At 58.2% G+C, this 11,333-nt stretch carries 10 protein-coding genes; 6 read left to right on the top strand and 4 right to left on the bottom strand.

Going from position 1 to position 11,333, the window contains the following annotated elements; all coding sequences use genetic code 11:
* Window positions 1–165: 165 nt before the first annotated feature.
* The 3 genes from katG to AUK77_RS15620 form a co-directional block, all read right to left on the bottom strand.
* A complete protein-coding gene (gene katG, locus AUK77_RS15630; RefSeq protein WP_296131385.1) occupies window positions 166–2,340 on the bottom strand; it encodes a catalase/peroxidase HPI in 2,175 nt (724 codons plus the stop codon).
* A 283-nt stretch (window positions 2,341–2,623) separates the two neighbouring features.
* Complete coding sequence (locus AUK77_RS15625; RefSeq protein WP_296131382.1) at window positions 2,624–3,475, bottom strand: putative selenate ABC transporter substrate-binding protein; 852 nt, start codon at window positions 3,473–3,475, stop codon at window positions 2,624–2,626.
* 67 nt (window positions 3,476–3,542) lie between these two features.
* A complete protein-coding gene (locus AUK77_RS15620; RefSeq protein ID WP_296131380.1) occupies window positions 3,543–4,028 on the bottom strand; it encodes a hypothetical protein in 486 nt (161 codons plus the stop codon).
* A 464-nt stretch (window positions 4,029–4,492) separates the two neighbouring features.
* On the opposite strand from AUK77_RS15620, the gene AUK77_RS15615 reads away from it, so the two are divergent.
* The 3 genes from AUK77_RS15615 to AUK77_RS18970 all read left to right on the top strand — a co-directional run bounded on the left by AUK77_RS15615 (window position 4,493) and on the right by AUK77_RS18970 (window position 6,818).
* Window positions 4,493–6,382: a 3'-5' exonuclease gene (locus AUK77_RS15615; RefSeq protein ID WP_296131378.1), complete on the top strand. Its 1,890-nt coding sequence runs from the start codon at window positions 4,493–4,495 to the stop codon at window positions 6,380–6,382.
* A gap of 184 nt (window positions 6,383–6,566) precedes the next feature.
* Window positions 6,567–6,707: a Fic family protein gene (locus tag AUK77_RS18975; RefSeq protein ID WP_363079420.1), complete on the top strand. Its 141-nt coding sequence runs from the start codon at window positions 6,567–6,569 to the stop codon at window positions 6,705–6,707.
* Window positions 6,708–6,731: 24 nt separating this feature from the next.
* Window positions 6,732–6,818 carry a helix-turn-helix domain-containing protein gene (locus tag AUK77_RS18970; RefSeq protein ID WP_363079417.1) on the top strand — a complete coding sequence of 29 codons (87 nt, stop codon included), beginning with the start codon at window positions 6,732–6,734 and terminating at the stop codon, window positions 6,816–6,818.
* A gap of 162 nt (window positions 6,819–6,980) precedes the next feature.
* Here the strand turns inward: AUK77_RS18970 and AUK77_RS15610 are convergent, their stop codons facing one another.
* Window positions 6,981–7,880 (bottom strand): fatty acid desaturase, encoded by a 900-nt coding sequence (locus AUK77_RS15610; RefSeq protein WP_296131377.1) that lies wholly within the window; start codon window positions 7,878–7,880, stop codon window positions 6,981–6,983.
* Window positions 7,881–8,023: 143 nt separating this feature from the next.
* On the opposite strand from AUK77_RS15610, the gene AUK77_RS15605 reads away from it, so the two are divergent.
* The 3 genes from AUK77_RS15605 to AUK77_RS15595 all read left to right on the top strand — a co-directional run bounded on the left by AUK77_RS15605 (window position 8,024) and on the right by AUK77_RS15595 (window position 11,061).
* Window positions 8,024–9,058, top strand: coding sequence for an AraC family transcriptional regulator (locus AUK77_RS15605; protein WP_296131375.1), 1,035 nt, complete (start codon window positions 8,024–8,026; stop codon window positions 9,056–9,058).
* A 411-nt stretch (window positions 9,059–9,469) separates the two neighbouring features.
* A complete protein-coding gene (locus AUK77_RS15600; RefSeq protein ID WP_296131373.1) occupies window positions 9,470–10,795 on the top strand; it encodes a HipA domain-containing protein in 1,326 nt (441 codons plus the stop codon).
* The gene (locus AUK77_RS15595; RefSeq protein WP_296131370.1) at window positions 10,795–11,061 is read left to right on the top strand and encodes a helix-turn-helix transcriptional regulator; all 267 of its coding nucleotides are present in this window, start codon (window positions 10,795–10,797) and stop codon (window positions 11,059–11,061) included. The genes AUK77_RS15600 and AUK77_RS15595 overlap by 1 nt, the downstream gene beginning before the upstream one ends.
* Window positions 11,062–11,333 lie beyond the last annotated feature (272 nt).

Genomic DNA, 11,333 nt, shown 5'->3' with positions numbered 1-11,333 from the left:
ACCGTGAAAATTGAATCGTCTTCATGATCAATCCCTCGTATTCGGAGATGTCACGATTCAGTTTAGACCACTGCAACAGTTAACTCAGACAGAGCCAAAAACAATGCGCCCGAGGTGGGCGCATTGGTTAATGAGCGCAGGCATTGCACCTGCGCAGCGTTGGCTTTACAGCAGGTCGAAGCGGTCAGCGTTCATCACCTTGCTCCAGGCCGCGACGAAGTCATGCACAAACTTCTCGCGGCTGTCGTCTTGGGCATACACCTCGGCGTAGGCACGCAGGATCGAGTTGGAACCGAACACCAGATCGACGCGGGTAGCTGTCCACTTGGTGGCACCGCTCTTACGCTCGACGATGGCGTAGCTGTTACGCCCAGTCGGCTTCCAGTTGTAGGCCATGTCGGTCAGGTTGACGAAGAAGTCGTTGCTCAGCACACCGACCCGATCAGTGAACACGCCATGCTGGCTGCCGCCGTGGTTGGTGCCCAATACACGCATGCCGCCAATCAGTGCCGTCATTTCCGGTGCCGTGAGGCCCATCAACTGTGCGCGGTCGAGAAGCATTTCCTCCGGCTGAACCACGTAGTGCTGCTTCTGCCAGTTGCGGAAACCATCGTGCAGCGGCTCCAGCACTTCGAACGACTCAACGTCTGTGTGCTCCTGGCTGGCGTCGCCACGTCCGGCAGCAAACGGCACCTTAACGGTCACGCCAGCCGCTTTAGCCGCTTCTTCGATGGCCAGGTTGCCACCCAGCACAATCACATCGGCGACGCTGGCACCGGTTTCGCTGGCGATTTTTTCGTACACCGCCAGCACCTTGGCCAGACGCGCCGGCTCGTTGCCTTCCCAGTCCTTCTGCGGAGCCAGACGAATGCGAGCACCGTTGGCGCCGCCACGTTTGTCCGAGTGGCGGAAGGTGCGCGCGCTGTCCCATGCGGTGCTGGTGCGTTCGCTGATGGACAGACCGCTAGCGGCAATCTTGGCGGCTACGGCAGCCACGTCGTAATCACTGCGACCGGCTGGCACCGGATCTTGCCAGATGAGGTCTTCAGCCGGTACATCCGGGCCGACGTAGCGGGCTTTCGGGCCCATGTCACGGTGGGTCAGTTTGAACCAGGCGCGGGCGAACACGTCCGAGAAGTAGGCCGGATCTTTGTAGAAGCGCTCGGAGATTTTGCGGTACTCCGGGTCCATCTTCATCGCCATGTCGGCGTCGGTCATGATCGGGTTGTTGCGGATGCTTGGGTCTTCCACATCAACCGGCTTGTCTTCTTCCTTGATGTTGATCGGCTCCCACTGCGAGGCACCGGCCGGGCTCTTTTTCAGCTCCCAGTCGTAGTTCAGCAGCAGGTGGAAGTAACCGTTGTCCCACTGAGTCGGGTTGGTGGTCCAGGCACCTTCAATGCCGCTGGTCACGGTGTCGCGGCCGACGCCACGGCTGACGTGGTTGTTCCAGCCCAGGCCTTGTTCTTCAATGTCCGCACCCTCGGGCTCAGGGCCGAGGTTTTTCGCATTGCCGTTGCCGTGCGCTTTACCCACGGTGTGACCACCGGCAGTCAGGGCGACAGTTTCTTCGTCATTCATGGCCATACGGGCGAAGGTGATGCGTACGTCATGGGCTGTTTTCAACGGGTCGGACTTTCCGTCCACGCCTTCCGGGTTGACGTAAATCAGGCCCATCATCACCGCTGCCAGCGGGTTGGCCAGGTCACGTTCGCCGGAGTAGCGGCTGCCTTCGCTGCCGGTGGGGGCGAGCCATTGTTTTTCCGAACCCCAGTAGATGTCTTTTTCCGGGTGCCAGATGTCTTCACGGCCGAAGGCGAAACCGAAGGTCTTCAGGCCCATGGACTCGTAAGCGATGGTGCCAGCCAGGGCCAGCAGGTCAGCCCAGCTGACGCTGTTGCCGTACTTTTTCTTGATCGGCCAGAGCAGGCGACGGGCTTTGTCCAGGTTGGCGTTATCCGGCCAGGAGTTGAGCGGGGCAAAGCGCTGGCTGCCGGTGCCGGCACCACCACGGCCGTCGGCGATACGGTAAGTACCCGCAGCGTGCCAAGTCAGGCGAATCATCAAACCGCCGTAGTGGCCCCAGTCAGCCGGCCACCAATCCTGGCTATTGGTCATCAGCGCGGTGAGGTCGCGTTTCAGCGCGGCGGCGTCAAGCTTCTTCAGCGCTTCGCGGTAGCTGAAGCCCTCGCCGAGCGGATTGGACTTGCTGTCATGCTGGTGCAGAATGTCGAGGTTCAGCGCGTTAGGCCACCAGGCGACACTCGATTGTTCATTGGCAGTGTTAGCACCGTGCATAACGGGGCATTGGCCGGAAGTGTTTTGGCTTTTCGGGTCCATATCAAGCTCCTCAGGTTTGTAGATGCCCGATGCTGGGCGGGTCGCTCAGCGCGGGTGTGATCTCGGCTGTCTAGGGTTGTCAGAGCAGCCTTGTGTCGATTCGCCTATGAGGTTAGCAGCTCAGAATCGATTAAAGGGCCGAAAGGAGATTCGTATTCTCTATGGGTTCGTTAGGCAGAATTGCATGCCACGACGACGCAAAATTTGCGCTTCGCAGAACACGGCTCATGGCGGCCGCAGGCGGACGGATTCGGCTTAACGTTTCGGGAAAACGCGGCCAGGCTTACCTGAGCAGTTCGACGGCGCGCGCTGCATCTTCGATACCGCTGTAGTTTTCCGCTGAGGTTTCAATAAAGCGGCTGGCCGATTGCAGATCAAGGATCGACTTATGGGCTAGATTGGCCGGGTCGAGGGCCAGAAAGGCGCTTTTGATTTTCTCCGCGAGGGCCGGATCGAGACTGCCGCGTACTGTCCAGTTGTAGTCGAAATAGGCCGGTGTGCTGGCGAAGACCCTGACCTTATGCGGGTCGACCTTGCCTGTGGCGACCAGCTTGTCCCAGGCGCTGGCACTCAGTACGCCGCCATCCACCTTGCCCGCTTGCACCCAGGCCACCGTGGCGTCATGTGTGCCGGCATAACCGATACGACTGAAATAATGTTCTGGCGTGATGCCGTCTTGCTGCAGGAAATAGCGCGGCATCAGGCTGCCCGATGTGGACGACACCGAGCCAAAGGCGAAGGTCTTGCCTTGCAAATCGGACAGCGCTTGTATCGCCGGGTCCGCCGTTATGAACACGCTGGTGAATTCGGCATCCTGCTCGCGCTGCACCAGTGGCAGGGCATTGCCGGTTTTCAGGCGCGTTTGCACAAAGGTAAAACCGCCCAGCCACGCCAGATCAATCCGGTCATTGGCCAGCGCTTCAACCACGGCCGGATAGTCCGCCAGCGGCGTGAACTCAACCGGCATCCCCAACTCGACCTCCAGGTAAGCGCCCAGGGGTTTGAATGTGCGCAGCGATTCGCTGGGCGCTTCATCCGGTACGGCGCTTACACGCAAGGTTTCGCTGGCCAGGCTGAGGCCCGCCGACAGACAAAGGGCCAAGCCAGCGGCCAGCGTCCAGGGATGTTTACGCATGCAAGGTCTCCGTTTCAGTCGCACATGAGATCAGGCCCACTGCACTCAGTTCAATCGTGTCGCTCGGTTATCGCGGTGTGCGCGCGTGCTTCTTCTCCAGCAGCGTGGATGCTTCGTTATACGCCTGCTGAAAGGCCGAGCTGCCGATCCACTCAATCGCTGTGTCTTCGTCTTCACTGTGGAAGAGCGCCCGGTAGGTAATCAGCAAGCCCATCATAAAGTCCGTCGCGGCCTCAGGCGCTTCCTCGGCCACCACCAACTCCAACACCGGGTATTGCAGGAACACCAGGCACAGCGCGAGCTGGCTGATGCCTTCACCCACCTTCATGGCCTCAAACAAATCATCGAAGTCGGCCGGATCGAAACCGTTCTCCTCGATGTCTTTGAAATCGAAAGTACTCAGGTCAATGGCCACATCATCAAACGGCTCATTGATAAACGGATTGGCCAGCACCGGGTGCAGCGGCGTGCCTTTGGCCTTGCCCACACGGTTTTGCTTGGCCTTGGTTTTGGCCCGCTGGGCGCGTTTTTGCTGTTTGTCGGCAGAGGCCATCGGGAGGAGGTTCCTTGTGCTGTGCAGCCATACGCATGGCTCAGATTAATCAGGCGCACAGTGTATTCGCTTCCGCACGCTGTGTCGGTCAACGGGGCGACATCTCGCTGGCTGATGCGTTGAGGCATCGTGTGCGCGAGTGCGGCACACCTGACCGTCAAGGCGCTAACCGTTACAATGCGCGCACTTTTGCAACCGGGTTTCCCTGCTTGCCTATTGTCCGTCGCACAACTCAGCCGAGCAATCCACCACTCTTTTATTCAGGCAGTCAGACATAGTGATCACCGACGCTATCAAATACCAAGCACGTAGGGTGAATCACGCTCCACCGATCCACCCTACGATCCAGCCCGTAGCCTGGATTAGCCGCAGACGTAATCCGGGAGATTGGATTTTCGAATTACGTTTCGCTAACCCAATGAATTAACTCGTGCCCCATGCACGCCAAGGAATAGGCAACCCAAATGGCTCAATTCTTCCCCACTCGCACCACCTGCCGCTTCGACACCCCCGGCGAACGCCGGCTGGCCGAGCGCTTGGAGAAGAAGCTCGAAGACGACTACCTGTGCTGGTTCAATGTTCCGGTGGGGCCAAAGGCCTTGCAGCCGGATTTTGTGCTGATGCATCCACTGCGCGGGGTGCTGGTGCTGGAGGTCAAGGACTGGAAACTGGACACCATCCAGAGCATGGACCGCGGTCAGGCGAAAATCTTTGCCGACGGCCAACTGAAAACCCAGAAGAATCCGATGACGCAGGCACGGGCCTACGCCATGGAAGTGGTGATGATGCTGCAGCGCGACCCGGCGCTAAAACAATCCGCCGGTTCGCCCCGGGCCGGTAACCTGATTATGCCGTTCGGCTGGGGCGTGGTGCTGACCGCGATCACCCGCAAGCAGTTCGAGGGGACGGACTTGGCCGAGGTGCTCAACCCGCAACAGGTGCTGTTTCAGGATGAAATGACCGAAACGGTCGACGCCGAAGCCTTCCAGCAACGGCTGTGGGATATGTTCCACCACGTTTTCCCCTGTCAGCTGAGCCTGCCGCAGATCGATCGTGTGCGTTATCACCTCTACCCCGAAGTGCGGGTTAATGTGCTGCCAGGGCAGTTCGGGCTTTTCGCCGAACAGGACGCACCGCTACCAAGTCTGATCAAGGTCATGGACTTGCAGCAGGAGCAGCTGGCGCGTTCCCTCGGCGAGGGGCACCGAGTCATCCATGGCGCGGCCGGTTCCGGCAAGACGATGATCCTCGGCTACCGCTGTGCGCACCTGGCCCAAGTATCGAGTAAGCCGGTGCTGGTGCTCTGCTACAACAAGTCCCTAGCCGGTCGCCTGCAGCAGGTGCTGGCCGAGCGCGGCCTGAGCGAAAAGGTGGTGGTGCGCAACTTCCACGCATGGTGCTCGGACATGCTCACCGCCTTTAACGTCGACCGTCCAGACCAGAAGTTGTCAGTCAACGCCAAGATGGTGCAGATGGTGGAGAACACCATCGACGGCGTCGACCGTGGGCAAATCCCCCGTGCGCAATACGCGGCGGTGCTGATCGACGAGGGCCATGACTTCCAGCCCGAGTGGTTCAAGCTGGTGGTGCAGATGATCGACCCGGAGAGCAATTCGCTGCTGGTGCTGTACGACGATGCGCAGTCGATCTATCGCGGCAAGGGCAGCAAAAGCGGTATGGATTTCAGCTTCGCCAGCGTCGGCATTCAGGCCCAGGGCCGTACTACCATCCTGCGCCTGAATTACCGCAATACCGTGGAGGTGCTGTCGGTGGCGCGGGCCTTTGCCATGGAGCTGCTGACCGCTCGCGATGCTGCTGAGGATGGTGTGCCCATCGTTGTGCCGCAAAGCGCAGGGCGGCGCGGCGCATTCCCCGAGCTGCTGCGGTGTGAGTCCGATTGGCAGGAACATAACTGCATCGTCGAACGCATCCGCGACGAACACGGCCAGGGCCGCGCGCTGGATGATATGGCGGTGATCTATCGCAGTACTGCCCAGGCGCAGCGCATTGAGAGGGCCTTGAGCGAGGCCGGTATCGCCTTTACCTCGGGCCAATCGGCCAAGGGCCGTGGCACGTTGTATGGCAGCGAAGATGCAGTCAAGATCGTCAGCATGCATTCGAGCAAGGGTTTGGAGTTCGGCTTGGTACTGATCCCCCACTTGGGGGAAATGCCGAAGAAGGGTGAAGACGAAGCTGATGAAGCGCGTCTGCTGTATGTAGCCATGACACGCGCGATTGATCGACTGGTGATGACCTACCGCGAACCGTCCAGTTTTACCCGCAGAATTCAGGACTCAATCGGCAGCGTACGCCAGCACCTGGACGAGATGGACGCACAGAAGGCAGCCGGTTGATATGAGTAGCTTTGAATTTCTTATCCCCCTCGTTAAAAAACCTGTTTGAGCCGGCCAAGGGTGCGGAGTAACTGGTGTATTCCGATTTGCGTGCCTGCTGTATGCGCCCCCGCCATGCCCTCCGACAATGGCCTTAATCTGCTGAGGGCATAGCTGGAGCTTGTGCGCCTGCTGCCGACCGTGAATCTTCCGCAAGCGCTATCTGCGTCCGGCGCTGGATGCCGGACTGATTGCCATGCCCCTTCCAGACAAACCTAATAGCTGCTTACAGCAAGTTGGGTGGATCACGCTTCACCGATCCACCGTGCGGCATTACGGTGGATGAAAAAAGCGTCATCCACCCTACGAATTGCGCCGCACCTTGCTGACGTTTCTCGCCTGTGATGGCAACGCAGCTCTCGCCGCCCAACGCCTGCACACTCACCGCAACAACTAGAAGACAACCGCATCCACGTGGCCGCCGCACTGGCGGCATTGAACTGGACGCAGGAAAAGGAGCGTTAGGTGGGCGCTGTGAGCGTGTGCGCAATGGTTGGGTTTGGCGTGGCGCAAGTGATGACTGGAATGCACCAAAACGCTGGTTGTGCTGCCGTCCCGGCTACTCCGAACGTTGCGCTGATTCAACGTTGCGTCGGCTGAAAATGCCGATCATGGGCGTACCGTGAGCGCGCATGATTGGCTCGATCCTGCGATGCAATGCGTGGTATCGATAGAACGGCACCCGCGGGAACAGGTGGTGCACGGAGTGTAGGTTCTGGCCGAGCCAGAACCACTCCAGCGGCTTCATCCACGTTGGCATGATCAGGCTGTTGGTGTTCCGGTACCGAGTAGAGTCCTTGTATGGCAGGTGAGGGCGATAGGCGAACCAGTACGCGACGAAGAATGCACCGGCCAAGTAGCCGAACACGAGCAATGCCCAGGCATGTTCTTGCGCAATCAGTGTTATGAACGCGACCCGCCAGCCGATCGCGAGCAGCACCTCAGCAATGTAGGTCGCTTTAATCCGTCGCGGCGCGGTCGCCCAATAGTCGCGGAACAGGAAGGTGTTCTGGAGCCACAGAAAACGTAGTCCGCAAAGCAAAAAGGCGATTGGGCCGCCGCGCATGCCGCTAACGACATAGTCTGGATCCTTGTCCGGTTGGTTGGTATAGCGATGATGTGTGAAGTGTTCGACCTTGTGGGTAGAGAACGGCACCATGATCAAGGGTGCTACAAGGTACCCGCATAGGTCATTGAGCCAATGCAGTCGGTCGTTGTCGCCATGGATGTTGCCATGCACGGCCTCATGTAGAGGTGTGTAGGACATGTAAGTGACGATGGCGTAGATGAGCAGCGCGGGTATCAGCGACAGCTGACCTGTCGCGAACAGGTACACGTCTGCGATGAGCGCCGCCCACACCAGCAGTACCAGCGCCATCGTCGGCCAGGCCAGTTCTGCGGTGTATTCGCGGGCCGTGTCGATGGCCTGCTTATTCAGTGCGTTGAGATCCGAATCCATGCTCGTCCTCCTGGGACGTTCTTGTTGTTTGTTGGTTACGCAACCTTAGCGGGCAGTCGTGTACCCTTGGCAGGATATAGGGGGCCTTTTGCCATGCATTTCTGGCCAAGTCGTATCGCATCGGTATTTCAGAATATTCCGGCATGGGCATACCAATACACGCGAGTTTTAAGCACCCCGTCGCCATCAGTCAGGTGATGGTGAACTTCGCTGCGCGTTACGACATCGATGTACAAACCTGCCTGTTAGGCACCGGTATCATCGAAGCGCAACTGCGGGACGCGGATCTCCTGATCGAGCGCGAGCAGGAGATGCGCCTGATTGAAAACCTGATGCTCGCCTTGCCAGACGTTCCTGCGCTGGGCTTCGAACTTGGCCTGCGGTACAACGTTGCGACTTTCGGCATCTGGGGATTTGCACTGCGGACCAGTCGCAGTGTGCGCGAGGCTGTTCAGTGCGCGCTGCGCTATCTGCCACTGAGCACGGCGTACTGCAACTTGGCGATCTTCCGCAGTCCGCATGAATATGGCATTAGTGTCGACGCCTCAGCGATCCCGCATCATCTGCAGCAGTTCTTACTGGAGCGAGATATGGCGACAGCTGTCCGCCTGTTCGACGAGCTCGCACTCTCGGGACTGCAAATACTGCGGTTTGAGTTTCAGGGGCAGCCGCCAGCGCACGCTGAGCGGATCGAAGCACTTAGCGGCATCGCCCCTCACTATGGATGTTCGCGCAACGCCCTAGTGCTGCGTCGGCAGGACGCGGAGTTACCTCTGCCAATGTATGACGCGCATCTGGTCCGGCTATTGGAAGAACAGTGCCGCGCGCAACTGGATAGGCGGCAAGTTGGCGGCATAACCGGCCAGGTCCGGCAACTTCTCCTCGGGGCCGCCGGGCTGGCAGCCTCCTTAGAAGATGTTGCAAGCCAGTTGGCGATGGCGCCGCGCAGCTTGCATCGAAGGCTGACAGAGGAAGGCACCAGCTTCCGCAATCTCGTCGAGGCTGAGCGTAAACAACTCGCTGGGCAACTGTTGGAAAGTACCGAGATGAAGCAGGACGACCTGGCGTTTCAGCTTGGCTACGGTGACTCTACGGCCTTCGCGCGGGCGTTCCGGCGCTGGTTCGGACAGTCGCCAAGCGAGTATCGGAAGCTCTCAAAGGGATCGCCAAGGGAATAGCACCTGTAGGCAGATCGCGATTGATTTTGACGTTACTTGATTCGTCAGGACAGGGTCTGAAGCCCGCTCGGCCGGGCCGGTGTGACCATGGGGTGTTTGATCTTCTCCTTCCTCTTTCGGGGCTTCTGCTCGCTGTGTTGTTTGCTCGGCCGCTTTCTTTTCTAGGTCAGTTGCCTTCCGCCAGTGATTTGTTGGAGTTCATGCAGTCACGGCCCCTAACATAAAGACCTTGAGCCTTCCGTCAAAAAGCACGTAGCGAATCCTAATTGCTGGGGCGTGTAGCTACTAAGCAAAGTGTTTGTGGGTACTAAAGTGCCTATTTAAGATGGTTTTAGGGTTTTTATCGGTATTTAATTGCCTTTTTTAGGTGCTGTGGCTAAGGTTTTAGGCATTAAATTACCGGTTCTTGCCATGTACAAGCTCACTCTACAAATCTATGCACGTGGCGAATGGCAGGACGCCATGGGGATTGGTTTCGAGCAGCCTGACCTAGGGTTGGATGGCCCTTGTACGTATGGGTACGAGCAGGGTTACCTCGTGGGCTCTCTCGACTCGATTAGCACGCGTCTGCATGGCGCTGTCAGCGCCACTTTACCTCTGGGTTGGGACGCTTGGCGGAGTAAGAAGGCTCCGGCTTTTCTCTTCGACATCTTGCCTGCTGGCGCGGCTAGACGCTTTTTGCTGAAGCGTTTGAGTGGTGAGCGACCGGAGGGCATGAACCTGGATTTGTTTCTGTTGGGGCGCTGTACGCCTGCGCCAATTGGGAATTTGCGCATCAAGGAGTCGGCAGGCGCAATCGCAGGTAGTCCTGTGTTGGGTTTTACGCGAGACGAAGTGGTCAGCCGCGACTCACGCTTTTTGGAGTATGCCTATGAGCAGGGAGCTGCAATTGGCGGTGCTACTGGAGCAGGCGGTGAGGCGCCAAAGCTACTGTTAACAGAAGACCGCCATGGCGCATTGCATCCCGACGCTGTATTGCCCGATGCAGATGCTGCCCAGCACTGGTTTGTGAAGTTCGCACGCAACAAAGCCAGTCAGACCGATCAGGACATCCTCCGCAGCGAGTACTGCTTCTATCGAGCTGTTCGGCGGTTGGGGCTCGATACCATCGCAGCCGAAGGGTTGGCTTTGGAGGAGGGAAAGAAGCCCAGCCTGTGGATGCACCGCTTTGATCGTGGGGTTGGTCCTGCAGGCGTTAATCGTGTCGCTGTTGAGTCGATGTATTCACTGTCGGGCGTAGTCGAAGCTGGCAGCTATATGTCGCATTCGGATGTGCTACGAAACTTGGTCGCGTTATGGCAAAACGTTGGACAGGCCGAACAGGTTGGTGATTTGGTATTCGAGTACATGCGGCGTGATTTACTGAATCAGATTCTTGGCAACTCAGACAATCATGGTCGAAACACCTCAATCCTTCGGGCTGAGCAAGGCGTGAGCCTGGCCCCAATCTATGATCTGGCTCCCATGGTCATGGATGATGAAGGCGTAACGCGAACAACAAAATGGCCAAAGCAGATTGAGGTGGCCGGTCAGGTCGACTGGAAAGCTGCCTGCGATGAAGCTGCTGAGTGGATCGAGCCTGATGAGCTATTTCAGCGGCTCAGGGCCGCAGCACAAAAATTCCTGGCTTTGCCCGACTTGCTGAGTGCTGATGAATTGCCCGCCGCGACAATGAACCATCCGCGCATAGCGTTGCGAGATATGCCTCAGCGGCTCAAAAACTGGGGGTTGATCTAGTGGACATTCTCGACCGAAATCGGATTCTCACTGAACTGCAGGAACAGCTGGCTTCTGGCGACATCACTATCGGAGAGGCGGTGAGGCGATTGCGCAAGGACGTAACTGGATTGCAGCAGGCGCGGTTCGCGCAGATGTGTAAGCTGTCCCTGCGGGCCTTGCGGCAGCTAGAGCACGATGAAAGCAACCCGACCATTCAGACCTTGAATAGCGTGTTTAACCCGTTCGGTATGCAGGTTGGTATCGTGCCAAGGAACTCACGTTGAGCACTGGGTAGCCTTTCGGCAAGATCTAATCAAAACGACTCCTTGTGCAAGCGTGACAGGCGGGGCCCACTAAGCTGACAGGCTAAAACCGCTCCCCCCTTAAGCTGACCAAGGAGGCTTGCTTGTGCGAATTATCCGCCTGAAAGAGGTCATCTACTCGACCGGTCTAGCCAGATGTATCCGTCCGGCCAAACCATCTACCCAGCCCCGCAAGACCAGGACATGGTGTGCACTTAAATTTAAGTGGACACCAGTTCTAGCCTTTTAAGCGG

It is taken from the genome of Pseudomonas sp. Ga0074129, assembly GCA_001465025.1.
GTDB lineage: Bacteria > Pseudomonadota > Gammaproteobacteria > Pseudomonadales > Pseudomonadaceae > Aquipseudomonas.
The sequence above is the reverse complement of the archived record's forward strand: the minus strand, read 5'-3'. Positions and strand labels throughout refer to the sequence as shown.